This is a genomic window from Streptomyces sp. TLI_55, assembly GCF_900206255.1.
GTDB classification, from domain to species: Bacteria; Actinomycetota; Actinomycetes; order Streptomycetales; family Streptomycetaceae; genus Streptomyces; species Streptomyces aquilus.
Genome location: NZ_OAOJ01000001.1, coordinates 8,176,224 through 8,191,760 on the forward strand (window position 1 = coordinate 8,176,224; position 15,537 = coordinate 8,191,760).

Here is a 15,537-nt window from a genome sequence, read left to right on the forward strand (position 1 = left end):
GCAAGCACGACACCCTCTACCGCCTGGAGCACGACGAGGACGTCTGGGTCGCGACCGCCGACTGAACCGGGCGGACCGGGTTATCCGTGAGGTACAGGGCCGCGGGGCACGAACGCCCCGCGCCCCGGACCGTACGGAGGAGACATGGCACTGGTGAAAGCGGGCGTCGTGGTGCTCGACTGCGCCGAGCCGGAGAAGCTCGCCGGGTTCTACAAGGAGTTCCTGGAGGGCGAGGAGACGGACGCGACCGCCAACCGCGTGGAGATCAGGGGGGCCGACGGGATACGGATGGCGTTCCGCCGGGACATGAACGCCACGCCGCCGAGCTGGCCGCGCCCCGAGAACTCCCTGCAGGCCCATCTCGACTTCGTCGTCGACGACTTGGACGAGGCGGAGCGCAGGGTCATCGGGCTCGGTGGGCGCCCGCTGGAGACTAAGGACGCCTCCGGCCCGTTCGAGGAGCGCGGCTACGCCGACCCGGCGGGCCACTCCTTCACCCTGCGCCGCGTCACCCCGACCGCGCCCAAGACGGGCTGACGGCGGGGTGCGCAGGCGGAGTTGACGTCACATCAGTCCCGGCCGCCGTCGTCGGCGGTCGGCCAGACGCCGGTGGACCGCTCGATGGCCTTCGCGCCCGTGCGGTCCACCGCGCTGCGCACCACCGCGAAGATCGCGCCCTGCACGGCCGCCGCGAACAGGATCTCGCCCCAACTCCGGTCCCGGTCCAGGGCATCGGGCGCATTGTCCTCGTGCCGGATCACCTTCCACGTCTTCTGGAACGCGATCCCGGCCAGCGCCCCGCTCGACCAACCCAGCACGAAACCCAGGGGCTTGTAGGCGAGGGGGAGCTTCAGCTTCTTCTTGTTCTTCCTGGCCATGAGTCTCTCCTTCGTCCGTTCCGCTACTTCGGTGTGGGCCGGCCCTGGGGCGACACCTGCTCGTCGGGCGGCGGCGGCCCCGGCGGAGTCCCGTCGCCGAACGGCCGGCCGCCCAGCTCCTCGCGGTGGTGCGGGGTCAGCCAGCCCGACAGATCCGGTCCCAGCGGCACGATCCGCGTCGGGTTGATGCCGGTGTGCACCTGGTAGTAGTGCCGCTTGATGTGGTCGAAGTCGACGGTGTCACCGAAACCCGGCGTCTGGTAGAGATCGCGGACGTACCCCCACAGCACCTTGTTCTCCGCCAGCTTCCAGCGGTTGCACTTGAAGTGGCCGTGATAGACGGCGTCGAAACGCACCAGCGTGGTGAACAGCCGGATGTCCGCCTCGGTGATCGTGTCGCCGACCAGATAGCGCTGCCGGGCGAGCCGCGGCGTCAGCAGCTCCAGCCGCCGGAACACCGCCGAGCAGGCGGCCTCGTACTCCGCCTGCTCGGTGGCGAAGCCCGCCCGGTACACGCCGTTGTTGACGTCCTCGTAGACGTCCGCCATCACCGCGTCGATCTCGTCGCGCAGCGCCTCCGGATACAAGTCGGGGGCGCCCTCCCGGTGCAGGGCGCGCCACTCGGTGGCCAGGTCGAGGGTGAGCTGCTGGTAGTCGTTGGTGACCAGCTTCCCGCTGGGCACGTCCACGATCGCCGGCACGCTCACCCCGCCCGGGTAGTCGGTCTCCCGCCGGTCGTAGGCCTCGCTGAGGTAGCGGATGCCCAGGACCGGATCGCGGCCGTCGGGGTCGAGGGTGAAGCGCCAACTGCGGTCGTCCTGGATCGGGTCGGCCACCGCGAGCGACAGGGCGCCCTCCAGGCCCAGCAGCCGCCGGGAGACCAGGGCGCGGCTCGCCCAGGGGCAGGCCCGGCTGACCACCAGCCGGTAGCGGCCGGGCTCCACCGGCCAGCCGTCGCGGCCGTCCGCGGTGATCCGGTCCGCGAAGTGGGCCTTGGACCGCTGGAACGCCTTGCTCCCGTACGCGCTGTTGCCTCCGTCCGAGCCAGTCATGCCGCCTCCTGTCGTGCCCTGTCGCCGTGCGGGTGTCCATGACCGCGTTCCCAGATTTCGGCGTGTGAGCCCCGCCAGTCGGGGCAGTCGGCGAAGGTGAGTGGGACATCTTCGAACACGACCTCGAACGCATCCCCGAACACACGGCGCCAGGCCCCGGCAGAGGCGGCGGCGGGCGGGAAGGCGGACCGCAGAACACGGGTCACCGTCCTGGTGGCGCTCGCCGCCAATCTGGTCATCGCCGTCGCGAAGGCCGTCGGCGGTCTGCTCGCGCACTCCCCGGCCCTGCTGTCGGAGGCCGCGCACTCGGTCGCCGACAGCCTCAACGAAGTCTTCCTCCTGGCCGCCCTGCGCCGCAGCCGCCGCCCCGCCGACCGACGGCACCCCTTCGGCTACGGCAAGGAGCGCTTCTTCTGGTCGCTGCTCGCCGCCGTGGGGATCTTCGTCATGGGCGGCTGCTTCTCCTTCTTCCAGGGCTTCGAGGCACTGCGCAACGGAGCCGAGGAGGAACTCAGCGGATACATCGCCGGGCTCGTCGTCCTGGGCGTCGCCTTCGTCGCCGAGGGCGCGTCGCTGGCGCGGGCGCTTTACCAGACGCGCCGGCAGGGCGGCATGGGCGACGGCCTGCGCGACCCGGCGCTGCGCACGGTCGTCGCCGAGGACGGCACGGCGGTGCTGGGCGTCAGCCTGGCCATGGCCGGCATGGCCCTGCACATGATCACCCGGCAGGTGGTGTGGGAGGCGTCCGCGTCGCTGGCGATCGGGGCGCTGCTCGTCTACGTCGCCTACCGGCTGGGCCGTGAGGCGCGCGACCAGCTGATCGGGGAGGCCGTCGACGCGGAGACGAGCGACCGGATCCGGGCGGTGCTCCGGGAGCAGCCCGAGATCGACAGCGTGGAGGCACTGTTCACGATGAAGACGGGCCTGGAATCGGTCCTGGTGGCGGCACGCGTCGACCTGGTGCCGGGGCTGGACAGCGAGCAGGTCGAGGAGGTCGCCGTACGCATCAAGCGGCACGTCGCCGACACCTTCACCGAGGCCGACCAGATCTTCCTCGACATCACCGACCGGCCCGCGCACGAGGCACGAGAAAGCCCCGCCGCGACGGGGGAGCGCGGCGGGGCCTGACGTGCTGGTGCCCGGCCGACGGGGCTTCATGCACCCCGTCCCGAATTTTTTCCGAAGATCTTTTTCCGGCTCGCCGGAGCTGGTCGCTCAGTTCTCCGTGGACGGTTCCAGGACGAAGACCGGGATCTCGCGGTCCGTCTTCTTCTGGTAGTCCGCGTACGGGGGATACGCCGCCACGGCCCGCTCCCACCACTCGGCCTTCTCGGCGCCGGTGACCTCGCGCGCGGTCATGTCGCGCTTCTCCGGTCCGTCCTGGAGCTCCACGCGGGGGTCGGCCTTGATGTTGTGGTACCAGACCGGGTGCGTGGGCGCGCCGCCCTGCGAGGCGACCACGGCGTACCGGCCGTCGTGCTCGACCCGCATCAGCGGCGTCTTGCGGATCTTGCCGCTCTTGGCGCCCAGGGTCGTCAGCAGGATCACGGGCATTCCGGTGTCCATCAGGGTCGTCCCCTCGGTACCGCCGGAGCTCTCGTACAGCTCCACCTGCTCGCGCACCCATGCGGTCGGGCTGGGTTCGTACTCGCCCTCGAGAGGCATGGCATCCGTCCTATCGTCGTCGTGTCCTGCGGCTGACTGCCATCGGCGACAACACCGGAGTGCTGCGGATTCATCCATCCCGCCATGACCCAGGAGGTAATCGCCTCTCCTGGGCCTCCCGGGGCACAGTGGCAACCGCCGAAGGGGAGGAGTACCCATGACCGCCACCATCGAGACCACGACCCGCGCGGTGATCGCGGAACTGCTGCGGCGCATCGGCCGCGGCGACCCGGAGCGGATCGCCGAGCTGTACGCCGAACACGCCGACTGGAAACTGAACTGGCCAGAGGACGAGCACGGTCGCGCCGCCACCCCGTGGATCCGCCACCGCGAGACCCGCGCGGACGCCGCCGCCCACTACCGCGAGCTGGCCGCGCATCACGCGCCCGAGGAGGGGGACACCCGGATCGAACGCATCCTGGTGGACGGAGCCGACGCGGTGGTCCTCGGCGAGATCCGGCAGACGGCACGGGAGACCGGGCGCGCCTATCGCGCCAGGTTCGCCCTCCACCTGACCGTCGAGGACGGCCTGATCGTCCGACACCACGTGTACGAGGACAGCCTCACGGTCGCCCAAGCCTTCACCGTCTGACCGGCAGTCGTCTGGGTCCCCGCTGCTGACGGGCCGCCGTCCGGGCCTTCGCCGTCTGACCGGCGACCGCCCGGGCCCGCGCCCCCTGATCGGCCTCCGCGGGGGCCACCGACCCTGACCGGCTATGGCTCGGGTCTCCGCCCCTGGTCGGCCGCCGCCTGGGTCCTTGCCCGTGGTCGGCCGCCGCCCGGGCCTTCGCCCCTGACCGCCCGCCGACCAGGTCCGCGACCCGTGAGCGCCGCGTAGCCCGCCTCACCGCATCATCCGCACCGCCAGCGCCGCGATCACCCCGCTCGACACCAGCGCCGTCACCAGTCGCCCCCGCCGTCCGGTCAGCGTTCGGCCGAGCAGGGCGCCGCCCCCGGCCAGCAGTAGCTGCCAGCTCGCGGACGCGACGAACGCCGCCAGGACGAACACGCCCTGTTCCAGCGGGCGGACGGCGTCCGTGGTGCGGGTGCCGAGTACCAGGGCCACGAAGTAGATCACGGTGGTCGGGTTGAGCAGGGTGATCCCGAGCAGCGCCACGAAGGCCCTGGCGGGGCTCGGGGGCGGCGGATCGGTGCGGCTGCCGAGGCGACGGGCGCGGTACTGGCGTACGGCGACGACCGCGCCCCGGACCGCCAGCGCGAACAGCAGCAGTGCCGAGGCCCAGCGCAGCGGCCCGAGCAGCGGGCGCAGCGCGGCGGCCAGGGCGGTGCCCCCGACCGTGGCCACCAGGGCGTACAGCCCGTCGGCGGCCGCGACGCCGAGGGCGGCGCAGACACCGGTGCGCAGGGACGTACGGGCGGTGAGCGAGACGAGGTAGGTCGCGACCGCGCCGACGGGCATGGCGATGCCATAGCCCGCGAGCAGGCCCGCGACGAGCGCCCCGGTCACGAGACGGGAGGTGTCGGTCCCTCCGGACGGCCGGTCTGCTGCTGGAACCGCACCGGCGTGGCGGCGGCGGTCAGCGGCAGAGGGGTGTGGTGCGTCGTAGGCATGGCGGGATTCTGTGCCGGAGCCGCCTTCGCCTTCAACCGGTTTTCGATTCCCGAGCGAGCATCCCCGGCCAACCTCCCGGCGCCACCGATCTGGCCGAACTTCTCGTCGCCACATAGATGCCCCGGGCATCTAATGAAGATCTGCGCGATGTCCCGTCAAGCATCGGGCACGAAGCTCACTTCGTCTGCGAGGTCTTCCATGACGGCAACGCCCCCCACGCAAACGGAACCCGTCGCCTTCCCGCAGGACCGCACCTGCCCCTACCACACGCCCACCGCCTACGCCCCGCTGCGCGACGGCCGCCCACTGGCCCGCATCACCCTCTACGACGGCCGGCCGGCCTGGCTGGTGACCGGGCACGCCCTCGCCCGCGCCCTCCTCGCCGACCCACGCCTGTCGACCGACCGCACCCGCCCGGGCTTCCCCGCCCCCACCGAACGCTTCGCCGCGGTACGCAACCGGAGGGTGGCGCTGCTCGGCGTCGACGACCCGAAGCACCACACGCAGCGCCGGATGATGGTGCCCGCCTTCACCCTGCGCCGGGCCGCCGAACTACGGCCGCAGATCCAGCGGATCGTCGACGAGCGGCTGGACGCGATGATCGCGCAGGGCCCGCCCGCCGAGTTGGTGAGCGCCTTCGCGCTGCCGGTGCCCTCGATGGTGATCTGCGCCCTGCTGGGCGTGCCGTACGCCGACCACGAGTTCTTCGAGGGGCAGTCGCGTCGGCTGCTGCGCGGCCCGAGGGCGGCCGACACGCAGGACGCGCGCGATCAACTGGACGCCTACTTCGAGGACTTGATCGACCGGAAGCTGAAGGAGGAGCGACCCGGCGGCGGAGTGCTGGACGAACTCGTCCACGAACGGCTGCGCACGGGGGAGTCGGACCGCGTCGAGGTCATCTCCCTCGCCACCATCCTGCTGGTCGCCGGACACGAGACGACCGCCAACATGATCTCCCTCGGTACCTTCACCCTGCTCCAACACCCCGAGCGGCTGGCCGAGTTGCGTGAGCGGCCCGAGCTGCTGCCCGCCGCCGTCGAGGAGCTGATGCGCATGCTCTCGATCGCCGACGGGCTGCTGCGGCTGGCCACCGAGGACATCGAGGCCGGTGGCGAGACCATCCGGGCGGGCGACGGAGTGGTCTTCTCGACCTCGGTCATCAACCGTGACGAGGACGTCTACCCCGCCCCCGACACGCTGGACTGGCACCGCTCCGCCCGCCACCACGTCGCCTTCGGCTTCGGCATCCACCAGTGCCTCGGCCAGAACCTGGCCCGCGCCGAGATGGAGATCGCCCTGCGCACCCTCTTCACCCGGCTGCCCGCACTCCGTCTCGCCGCCCCCGCGGACGAGATCCCGTTCAAGCCCGGCGACACGATCCAGGGGATGCTGGAACTCCCCGTGACCTGGTAAGAGGCTCAAGGCCATGCACATCGACATCGACAAGGACGTCTGCATCGGCGCCGGCCAGTGCGCCCTGGCCGCCCCGGCCGTGTTCACCCAGGACGACGACGGATTCAGCACGCTGCTGCCCGGCCGGGAGGACGGCGCCGGGGACCCGATGCTCCGCGAGGCGGCCCGGGCCTGCCCCGTGGGCGCCATCACCGTGACATAGCCGTCCCACCGTCAGCGGGCCGCGGCCCGCACCAGCAGCCGCGCCGCCTCGCGCGCCTCCCGCGCGGGCGCGGTGCTCCCCGTGATCCCCGCCGTCACCATCGCCCCCTCGGCGAGCAGGAACAGCTGCCCGGCCACCGCGCCGGGCAGTCCCGCGTCCGCGACCAGGCCGTCGAGGTACCGCCGGAACGCCCTTTTGTGCGCCCGCACTTGGGCCGCGACCCGGTCCGAGGTCGCGCCCAGTTCGCCGTACGAGTTGATCCACGCGCACCCGCGGAAACCGTCCTCGCCGAACCACGACTCCAGCCAGTCGAAGACGGCGAGGATCCGCTCCTCGGGGTCCGGGTGTCCCTCGACGTGGCCGGCCAGCCGCCCGCGCCAGCGGATGTCGCGGCGCTCCAGGTAGGCCTCCACCAGCTGCTCCTTCGCGGGGAAGAGCTGGTAGAGCCGTTTGAGCGAGACGCCGGACGCGCCCCGGACGTCGTCCATGCCGACGGACCGGATGCCGCGGCCGTAGAACAGCTCCTCCGCGGCGTCCAGTGCCTGCTCCCGGGCGGTCGCGCTGTCCATGAGGGTCGCTCCTTGACGATGCCTGGCGTTCCTGACGTTCCTTGACGCGAGAACGTGCGTTCTCCTACGGTAGCAGCAGCGGGGAGAACGCACGTTCTCCCGCACCGAACACGGAGGTTGACATGACCGACCGCCCGCCCCTGCCGCCGTTCACCCGCGAGACCGCCGCCCGGAAGGTGCAGGCCGCCGAGGACGCCTGGAACACCCGCGACCCGCACAAGGTGGCGCTCGCGTACTCCGAGGACTCGGTGTGGCGCAACCGCGACACCTTCGTCACCGGCCGGGACGAGATCGTCGCGTTCCTCACCGCGAAGTGGGCACGCGAGCGGGAGTACGCCCTGCGCAAGGACCTGTGGGCGTTCGACGGCAACCGCATCGCCGTCCGCTTCCAGTACGAGTCCCTCGACACCGACGGCCAGTGGTGGCGCAGCTACGGCAACGAGCTCTGGGAGTTCGACGAGCACGGCCTGATGACCCGGCGCGAGGCCAGTATCAACGACGTCCCGATCGAGGAGAAGGAGCGCCGTATCTTCGGCCCGCGACCCGAGGCCGAGCACGGGCGGTCGTTCCCCCTTCAGTAGGGTTCCGGAGTGACCGAACAGGTTCAGAAATCCTTCCTCTACGTCGTCGTCTGCGCCGCCGGCATCGCCGCCGACGTCGGCGAACTCATCACCGCCGCCCAGGAACGGGACTGGGAGGTCGGCGTCATCGCCACCCCCGTCGCCGCGAACGGGTTCTTCGACACGGCTGCTGTGGAGGCGCGGACCGGCCGCCCGATCCGCTCCGCCTGGCGCACCCCGGGCGAGCCGCGTCCCTTCCCGCCGCCGGACGCCGTCGTGGTAGCGCCCGCCACCTTCAACACCGTCAACAAATGGGCGGCCGGCCTCGCCGACACCCTCGCCGTGGCCACCCTGTGCGAGGCCCACGGCCTGGGCGTCCCGATAGCCGTACTGCCGTGTGTGGCCGACGCGCTGGCCGCCCATCCCGCCTATCAGGACAGCCTGATACGACTGCGGGGGATGGGCGTGCGGTTCGGGCCGCCGTTCGCGGGCGAGCCGGGGGCGGAGTTCGGCTGGGAACAGGCGCTGGACCTGCTCGGAAGGTGACCCGCTGAGGGGCGCGGCCGGACACCGTACGCTCCCTTTCGTAACCACTCGGAAGGCGGGAGCAGCAACGATGCAGTACGTGAAGCTCGGTTCGACCGGCCTGGACGTGTCGCGGATCTGTCTGGGGTGCATGACCTACGGACTGCCCGACCGCGGCGTGCACGAGTGGACCCTCGACGAGGAGGCGTCCCGGCCGCTGATCCGGCAGGCGCTCGACGCGGGCATCAACTTCTTCGACACCGCGAACGTCTACTCCGACGGCACCAGTGAGGAGATCGTCGGCAAGGCGCTGCGGGACTTCGCCGACCGCGACGAGATCGTCCTCGCCACCAAGGTGCACGGCCGGATGCGGCCCGGACCCAACGGCGGCGGACTGTCCCGCAAGGTGATCATGACCGAGATCGACCACAGCCTGACCCGTCTCGGCACCGACTACGTCGACCTCTACCAGATCCACCGCTACGACCCGCACACCCCGGTCGAGGAGACGATGGAGGCCCTGCACGACCTGGTCAAGGCCGGCAAGGTCCGCTATCTCGGGGCCAGTTCGATGTACGCGTGGCAGTTCTCCAAGATGCAGTACACGGCGGAGAAGCACGGCTGGACGAAGTTCGTCTCCATGCAGAACCACTACAACCTCCTCTACCGCGAGGAGGAGCGCGAGATGCTCCCGCTCTGCGCCGACCAGGGCGTCAGCGCGCTGCCCTGGAGCCCGCTCGCCCGGGGCCGGCTGACCCGGGACTGGGGCACGGTCACCGACCGCAGCGCGGGCGACGACTTCGGCAACCGTCTCTACCAGGAGGGCGACCGCACCATCGTCGAGGCGGTCACCCGGATCGCCGGTGACCGCGGCGTCCCCCGGGCCCAGGTGGCGCTGGCCTGGCTGCTCCACCAGGACACGGTGGCGGCCCCGATCGTCGGCGCGGGCAAGCCCCACCACATCGAGGACGCGGTCGCGGCGGTCGAACTCGCCCTCAGCGAGAAGGAGATCGAGGAGCTGGAGCGGTCGTACACCGCCCGGCCGATCGTCGGCCACGGATAACCGCTGCTCAGTGGGGTCCCTGCGGTGCGAACTCCGTCCCGCAGGGACCGGCGCCCTCGCTCTCCCGCAGGGCGACGCGCTCTCCTCGCATCGACAGCGTCCGGTAGTAGGCCCCGATCCGTTCGGCGGACGCCCCCACGTAGTGCCCGATGAACGAGCGCCGGAACCGCGACGCGCTCCGGTTCGGCTGCGAGCCGTGCACCACACTGCCGTTGAAGAACAGGACGTCCCCCGGCGCCATGTCCACCGGCACCGCCGCGAGCCCCGCCGGCGGCGGCACGTACTCCCGGGCGAACGACACCCCTTCGTCCGCCTCCTCCGGGCAGAACAGGTCCATCCGGTGCGTGCCCGGAACGACCTCCAGGCCGCCGTTCTCCCGGTCGATCACATCGCACGCCACCCACGCCGCGACGCACGTCCCCGGCTCGACCCGCAGATAGAAGTTGTCCTGGTGCAGCGCCTGCCCGCGCGCCCCCGGCGGCTTGAAGTAGAACATGCTCTGCGCGGCCAGCACCTCCTCGCCGAGCAGTCCTTCCAGGACATCCCGCAGCCGCGTGTCGAGCAGCGTCCGCCGGGCGAGCGCGTTGATCTCGTGCGGCTGCATCACCCGCGGCCACACCGCCAGCGGGTCGTCCCCGGGCCGCGGCTCGAAGTGCCCGCGCACCGGCCCGGCCGCGTGCAGTGCCGTGAACTCCGCGCACAGCCGGTCGATCTCGTCCGCCCCGAACAGCCCGCGGACGATGAGGAACCCCGCCTCCTCGAACTGCCTCACACGGTCGGCGACTTCCTTGCCCGTGACGGTCATGCATCCCCTCCTCGGTCGGTGTTCGTCCGCGTGTCACGCTAGGTGGGAGGCGATGTCAGGAGGATGCCCGTGACCGCTGACGGACTGCCCGGGACTGCTGCCCCGGGCGTGCCCGCGCCGCCCGCGGGCCTGGTCGTGCTCGGCCGCTACGACGAGTCGCCGGGCTATGTCGTCAACCGCCCGCAGGGCTCGGACAGTTGGCTGTTCACCTGGACCACGGCCGGCGGTGGGGAACTGCGCCACGGCTCGGCCGCGACCCGGGCCGGGGCCGGCGATCTCGTCGTCCTCGGCCCCGGTTCCCCGCACGGCTACGGCGTCGCACCGGACGCCCCGCACTGGCGGTTCTGGTGGGCACACTGCCAGGCCCGCCCCTCCTGGCTGCCCTGGCTGCGCCAGTACGACCGCGGCGACGGCCTCTACGTCGTCACCCCGACCCCGGCCGCCCTGCGCGCCCGCGTCGAGTCGGCGTTCCACCGGATGCGCACGGACGCCCGCCGCCCGCCCGGCGCCGAGGAACCGGCACCGGGACGCGAGGCCGCGGACGACCGCATCGCCGTGGCGCACGACACCGTCGCGCGTGAACTCGCCCTGGGCGCACTGGAGGAGGTCGTCCTGCTCACGGCCGGTGCCGCGCGCCGGCGTCCCCCGGCCCCCGGCCTCGACCCCCGCATCGCCCGCGTCCAGGAACTCATCGTCGCCGACCCCGGCGCGCCCCACACCGTCGACTCCCTCGCCGCGCGTGTCGCGCTGTCGCCCTCCCGGCTGGCGCACCTGTTCACCCGGCAGGTCGGACAGTCGCCGATGCGTGCCCTGCGCGAGGCGCGGCTGCGGCACGCCGCACGGCTGCTGGAGGCCACCGACCTGCCGGTGGAACGGGTGGCCAGGGCATCGGGGTTCGTGAGTCCCTTCCATTTCCACCGGGTCTTCCGTGAGCGATTCGGTTTGCCACCCGGCGCGTACCGTTCTGGCGGCCCAATGGTTGACACGTGACGCGCGTGGACCCGCCGGACAGTGGCTGTCGTGGCCATTCAATGGTTTGCCGCGGGAAAGCCCTTTCGCCCATGCTCCCGGTATTGACTCAACGTCAAAAACACACGGTGCGCACGCAATGCACAAAACCGCGGGATCTCTTGTTACATCGCGCTGACCTGTGCAAAGGTGGGGCCTTGTCGGCACGCGGACAAGAAGATTCCGGTTCGCGCGCGACCCCTCCCGTACACCCCCCACGCTCCACAAGAGCTGCCGTCGGCGGGACCCCATGCCTATTGGTATGGACTTTTGTGCAAGCCCCCGAGAGGAATGCCGCCGTGAAAGACGCAGGCCTGCCGAATTCCACCGCCCCGGGCCGCCTCTTCGACGTGACGGACGCACAACTCAGCGCGGAGCTGAAGAAGTGGACGGGAACGGCGCCTGCCCTCCACCCCGTCGGTGAACTCCTCGACCGGCACTGGGAAGCGGCCTACGTCTACGCCCGGCTGTGCACCGACGGACCGCGTTCCGCCGGAATGCTCACCACCGCCGCATTCACCCGGCTCTTCGGCGAATCCCTGCGGCACAACGGACCGACGGCCGCCTGGCGCCCGCAGATCCTCGTCACCGTGCGACGCATCGCCGCCGAATGGGACACCGACCGCCGACGCGAACAGCTCCACCCCGAACTGCGCTCCGAGAGCGGCCACGGGGAGCGGGCCTCGGCCCGGCTGCTGCCGCCCGCCGGCCGGCGGCTGCTGTCCGGCGCGTTCCAGCGGCTGCCGCAGTCCGCCCGCGCGCTGCTGTGGCACAGCGAGGTCGAGGGCGAACCGCTGGAGATACCCGGCGCCCTGCTGGGCCTGGACGAGGAGGACGTGCGCGTCGAACTGGGCCGCGCCCGCGAGCGGTTGCGCGAGGAGTGCCTCCAGGTCCACCGCGAACTCGCGCCCGAGCAGGAGTGCCGCAGCTTCCTGCGGATGCTCGACGTCACCTACCGGCGCGGCGGCATCGACGTCGACCCCGACCTGCGCGCCCACCTGGACCGCTGCAAGCACTGCCGGCACACCGCCGACCAGCTCAACCAGTTCAACGACCAGGGCCTCGGTGTCGCCCTGGCCGAGGCGGTCCTCGGCTGGGGCGGCCGCGCCTACGCCGAGACCCGGGCCGCCCAGGAGGCGGCGGACGCACCCGCGCCGGAGGCACCGGTGGAGGCCGTCGCCCGCACCATCGCGGGCGAGCCCTTCTTCGACACGCCGCCCCTTCCCCGTACCGCCCCCTCCGTCCCCGGCGCACCGCCCGCCGCTCGCGCCGGAGGCCCCGCGCCGACGCCAAGAAGCCGCAGACGGCACTCGGCGAAGAAGGCGGCCGCCCGCCGCCGCAACCTCACCGCGGCCGTGGCGACGGCCGGCGCCCTCGTCGTCCTCCCGCTGGTCCTGTGGTCCATCGGCAAGAGCGACGACACCGCCCCGGCCGCGGGCGCCCGCGCCTCGGACACGCCCGGCACCGGCACAGACCACTCCACCACCGACCCGACCTTGGTGGGCTCGGGCCGGAAGGGGCAGGGCACCCTGAGCGGCCGGATCCACAACGTCGACTCCGGGCTCTGTGTCGCCGTCGCCGGCAAGAAGGCCGTCAAGGGCGCCGAGACCGAGGTCACCGACTGCTCCTCGGACGCCGCGCAGCAGTGGACGTACGAGACCGACGGACTGCTGCGCAGTTCCGCCGACCCCGAGCTCTGCCTCGACTCCCACCTCGGCTACTCGGTGCAGCTCGCCCAGTGCAGCGGCGCCGGGAAGGCCGAGGACGAGGATGTCCGGTACGACTTCACGGCGCGCGGCAACCTGGTGCCGCGCTGGGACCAGGACCTGGCCCTGACCCCCGCCGCCACCGACGGCACCGGCGCCCTGGTCCTGAAGTCCCGCGAGGACGACAGCGCCGTCCAGCGCTGGGTCTTCGACACCTCCAAGGCCGACCTCCAGATGGAGTGGGTCAACTGGGACGCGGTGACCGACCCCACCCCGACCCCGACCCCCACGCCCACCCCGAAGAAGGCGACCCCGACGCCGTCCCCGACTCCGTCGACCGCGGCCCCGACCCCCAGCAGCCCGTATCCGACCGACGTCCCCTGCTACTACACGAACTCCTGCGGCGGGGACGGCCAGTACGGCGGCGGGTACGGCGGTGGGTGGGGCTACGGCGGGTACGGGGGCGGCGGATACGGCAGCGGCCGGCGCTGACCCCGGCGCCGCTCAGGCCCCGATCAGCTGGATCGAACCCCACAGGGCCAGCGTCGCCGGCACCAGCGCGGCGGGGACGGCGAGCAGGCCGAGGCGGGTGAACTCGCCGAGCTCGACGTCCTGACCGTCGCCCTGAACGATCCGCCGCCACAGCAGCGTCGCCAGCGAACCGGCGTACGTCAGGTTCGGGCCGATGTTGACACCGATCAGCACCGCGAGCACCGCACCCGGCCCGGCCGCCGCGGTGAGCGGCAGCAGGACCAGCACCGCGGGCAGGTTGTTGATCAGGTTCGCCAGCACGGCGGCCAGCACGGCGATCCCGAGCAGCACCACCACCCCGGACCCCTCCGGGATCACCTGGCGCAGGGCGTCGGCGAGCCCGTTGTCGACGACCGCGCGCACCACCACGCCGAGTGCGAGGACGAACGCCAGGAACCCCGGCGCGGCGGCCTTCACCACGGTGAGCGGCGTGGCCCGCCGCCGCACCAACGCCCGGCCGGCCAGCACCAGCGCGCCCACGAGCGCCACCCACGCCGGCTCGACACCGACGGCGGAGGCCACCACGAACCCGGCGAGCGTGCAGCCGACGGTGACGAGCGCGAACACGGGCAGCTCGGGCGCCTCACCGGTGTCGGGGGCGGTGACGGCGGTCTTGAGGTCGTCCGCGAAGAAGCGCCGGAACACCAGGTACTCGGCGCCGATCGCGACCAGCCAGGGCAGCGCCATGAGGGCCGCGAACCGGGTGAAGCTCAGACCGCTCGCCTCGAAGGCCAGCAGGTTGGTGAGGTTGGACACCGGCAGCAGCAGGGACGCGGTGTTCGACAGGTGCGCGCAGGCGTACAGATGCGGGCGGGCCGGTACGCCGCTGCGGGCCGCGGTGGCCAGCACGACCGGCGTGAGCAGCACCACGGTGGCGTCCAGGCTCAGGACCGCCGTGATCGCCGACGCGAGCACGAACACCGAGGCCAGCAGGGTGCCGGGGCGGCCGGCGGCCCGGCGGGACATCCACGCCCCGCACGCCCGGAAGAGCCCCTCGACGTCACAGAAGTGGGCGAGCACGAGCACCGCGGCGAGAAAGCCGACCACCGGTCCCAGCCGTTCGGCCTCGGCCCACGCGTGCTCGGGCGAGATCGCTCCGGTGGCGAGCGCGAGCCCGGCCGCCGGGACCGCCAGCACCGCCTCCGGCAGGCCGCGGGGACGGATGACGGCCCAGGCGAGTACGGCGACGAGCAGGGATATGGACAGGACTTCGGCGAGCGGGGTGTTCAGGGGGGATCCTTCGGAGCGTGTTCGAGCCGTACCCGCTCATGAGAACAGGCGCGGGTAAGAGACGCCGGTGGTAGGGGAGTCAGGCGCCGGGGCCCTGGTCGAACACCGTCAGGAAGACCGTGGACTCGTTTCCGGAGACCGGCACCTCTCCCGCCGACCACGACACCTTCAGCGGCTCCCGCTCGTCCGGCGGTGTCACCAGCAGGGCGTCGGGGTTGGCGGTGCGCGCGCCGCTGATCTTCGGGTTGGCGAACGTGATGCCCGACCAGGCGCTGTGCCCCGGCGCCAGCCGCACGGTCGTGGGCGTGCCGGGGGAGCGCTCCGGGTCCGGGCCCAGCTGCTTGCCGGCGGCGTCGACGAAGGCGGCGCCCGGATAGCCGTGGAGGGTGCAGGTCCGTGAGGACGTGTTGGTGAGGATCACGGGGAAGTTCTCCTGCCCGGCCCCCGGGTCGTTGCGGCCGAGGACGGCCTCCAGTTCGGAGGTGTGGCAGCGGCCGCCGGCGGTCGGGCTCGCGGTGGGCGGCGACGAGGGGGTGGGCGAGGTCGGGCCGGCGCTCGGTGGCGCCGAGGGCGTCGCCGACGTCACGCCGCTGGTGGCCGGCGCGGCGGTGCCGGGCAGGGTAGAAGGCGCGCTCGCCGTCTGGTCCGCGTCGCCACCGCCACCGCCGCAGGCGGTCAGCAGGCTCAGCACGGTGGCCGCGCCCGCGAGCAGGGCCGCCCGGTGTCCGGGCCGGTACATGTTCACCATGTCGTCTCA

At 72.2% G+C, this 15,537-nt stretch carries 18 protein-coding genes; 10 read left to right on the plus strand and 8 right to left on the minus strand.

The window, feature by feature from the left end:
- Window positions 1-144 precede the first annotated feature (144 nt).
- Complete coding sequence (locus tag CRP56_RS37465) at window positions 145-537, plus strand: VOC family protein (protein ID WP_097271741.1); 393 nt, start codon at window positions 145-147, stop codon at window positions 535-537.
- 32 nt (window positions 538-569) lie between these two features.
- Here CRP56_RS37465 and CRP56_RS37470 read toward each other — a convergent pair whose 3' ends face one another.
- Window positions 570-878 carry a DUF4235 domain-containing protein gene (locus CRP56_RS37470; RefSeq protein ID WP_097271743.1) on the minus strand — a complete coding sequence of 103 codons (309 nt, stop codon included), beginning with the start codon at window positions 876-878 and terminating at the stop codon, window positions 570-572.
- Between the two features lie 23 nt (window positions 879-901).
- On the minus strand, window positions 902-1,930 hold the full coding sequence (locus CRP56_RS37475; RefSeq protein ID WP_097271745.1) for a glutathione S-transferase family protein: 1,029 nt from the start codon (window positions 1,928-1,930) through the stop codon (window positions 902-904).
- 210 nt (window positions 1,931-2,140) lie between these two features.
- On the opposite strand from CRP56_RS37475, the gene CRP56_RS37480 reads away from it, so the two are divergent.
- Window positions 2,141-3,058 (plus strand): cation diffusion facilitator family transporter, encoded by a 918-nt coding sequence (locus tag CRP56_RS37480; protein ID WP_257042059.1) that lies wholly within the window; start codon window positions 2,141-2,143, stop codon window positions 3,056-3,058.
- Window positions 3,059-3,145: 87 nt separating this feature from the next.
- Here CRP56_RS37480 and CRP56_RS37485 read toward each other — a convergent pair whose 3' ends face one another.
- Window positions 3,146-3,595, minus strand: coding sequence for a nitroreductase family deazaflavin-dependent oxidoreductase (locus CRP56_RS37485; protein WP_097271749.1), 450 nt, complete (start codon window positions 3,593-3,595; stop codon window positions 3,146-3,148).
- 157 nt (window positions 3,596-3,752) lie between these two features.
- Between CRP56_RS37485 and CRP56_RS37490 the strand changes: the two genes are divergently transcribed.
- Window positions 3,753-4,187 carry a nuclear transport factor 2 family protein gene (locus CRP56_RS37490; RefSeq protein WP_097271751.1) on the plus strand — a complete coding sequence of 145 codons (435 nt, stop codon included), beginning with the start codon at window positions 3,753-3,755 and terminating at the stop codon, window positions 4,185-4,187.
- 252 nt (window positions 4,188-4,439) lie between these two features.
- Here the strand turns inward: CRP56_RS37490 and CRP56_RS37495 are convergent, their stop codons facing one another.
- Window positions 4,440-5,063 (minus strand): LysE family transporter, encoded by a 624-nt coding sequence (locus tag CRP56_RS37495; RefSeq protein ID WP_097271753.1) that lies wholly within the window; start codon window positions 5,061-5,063, stop codon window positions 4,440-4,442.
- Between the two features lie 303 nt (window positions 5,064-5,366).
- Here CRP56_RS37495 and CRP56_RS37500 point away from each other — a divergent pair, with 303 nt between their 5' ends.
- Window positions 5,367-6,581 (plus strand): cytochrome P450, encoded by a 1,215-nt coding sequence (locus CRP56_RS37500; RefSeq protein WP_097271755.1) that lies wholly within the window; start codon window positions 5,367-5,369, stop codon window positions 6,579-6,581.
- A 13-nt stretch (window positions 6,582-6,594) separates the two neighbouring features.
- Window positions 6,595-6,783 (plus strand): ferredoxin, encoded by a 189-nt coding sequence (locus CRP56_RS37505; RefSeq protein ID WP_097271757.1) that lies wholly within the window; start codon window positions 6,595-6,597, stop codon window positions 6,781-6,783.
- Window positions 6,784-6,794: 11 nt separating this feature from the next.
- Here the strand turns inward: CRP56_RS37505 and CRP56_RS37510 are convergent, their stop codons facing one another.
- Entirely contained in the window at window positions 6,795-7,352 is a 558-nt protein-coding gene (locus tag CRP56_RS37510) for a TetR/AcrR family transcriptional regulator (RefSeq protein ID WP_097271758.1), read from the minus strand.
- A 122-nt stretch (window positions 7,353-7,474) separates the two neighbouring features.
- Between CRP56_RS37510 and CRP56_RS37515 the strand changes: the two genes are divergently transcribed.
- From CRP56_RS37515 to CRP56_RS37525, 3 genes are all read left to right on the plus strand, one after another.
- Window positions 7,475-7,933, plus strand: a complete 459-nt coding sequence (locus CRP56_RS37515) for a nuclear transport factor 2 family protein (protein WP_097271760.1) — start codon at window positions 7,475-7,477, stop codon at window positions 7,931-7,933.
- 9 nt (window positions 7,934-7,942) lie between these two features.
- Window positions 7,943-8,458: a flavoprotein gene (locus CRP56_RS37520; protein ID WP_097271762.1), complete on the plus strand. Its 516-nt coding sequence runs from the start codon at window positions 7,943-7,945 to the stop codon at window positions 8,456-8,458.
- 70 nt (window positions 8,459-8,528) lie between these two features.
- Window positions 8,529-9,500 (plus strand): aldo/keto reductase, encoded by a 972-nt coding sequence (locus tag CRP56_RS37525; RefSeq protein ID WP_097271764.1) that lies wholly within the window; start codon window positions 8,529-8,531, stop codon window positions 9,498-9,500.
- 7 nt (window positions 9,501-9,507) lie between these two features.
- Here CRP56_RS37525 and CRP56_RS37530 read toward each other — a convergent pair whose 3' ends face one another.
- Window positions 9,508-10,305: a phytanoyl-CoA dioxygenase family protein gene (locus tag CRP56_RS37530; RefSeq protein ID WP_097271766.1), complete on the minus strand. Its 798-nt coding sequence runs from the start codon at window positions 10,303-10,305 to the stop codon at window positions 9,508-9,510.
- 63 nt (window positions 10,306-10,368) lie between these two features.
- Between CRP56_RS37530 and CRP56_RS37535 the strand changes: the two genes are divergently transcribed.
- Both CRP56_RS37535 and CRP56_RS37540 read left to right on the plus strand, forming a co-directional pair.
- A complete protein-coding gene (locus CRP56_RS37535) occupies window positions 10,369-11,295 on the plus strand; it encodes a helix-turn-helix domain-containing protein (protein WP_097271768.1) in 927 nt (308 codons plus the stop codon).
- Between the two features lie 317 nt (window positions 11,296-11,612).
- Window positions 11,613-13,511 carry a ricin-type beta-trefoil lectin domain protein gene (locus tag CRP56_RS37540; protein WP_257041506.1) on the plus strand — a complete coding sequence of 633 codons (1,899 nt, stop codon included), beginning with the start codon at window positions 11,613-11,615 and terminating at the stop codon, window positions 13,509-13,511.
- Between the two features lie 12 nt (window positions 13,512-13,523).
- Here CRP56_RS37540 and CRP56_RS37545 read toward each other — a convergent pair whose 3' ends face one another.
- Both CRP56_RS37545 and CRP56_RS37550 read right to left on the minus strand, forming a co-directional pair.
- Window positions 13,524-14,780, minus strand: a complete 1,257-nt coding sequence (locus CRP56_RS37545) for an arsenic transporter (protein ID WP_097271772.1) — start codon at window positions 14,778-14,780, stop codon at window positions 13,524-13,526.
- A gap of 79 nt (window positions 14,781-14,859) precedes the next feature.
- Window positions 14,860-15,528 (minus strand): DUF4232 domain-containing protein, encoded by a 669-nt coding sequence (locus CRP56_RS37550; protein ID WP_097271774.1) that lies wholly within the window; start codon window positions 15,526-15,528, stop codon window positions 14,860-14,862.
- Window positions 15,529-15,537: the final 9 nt, after the last annotated feature.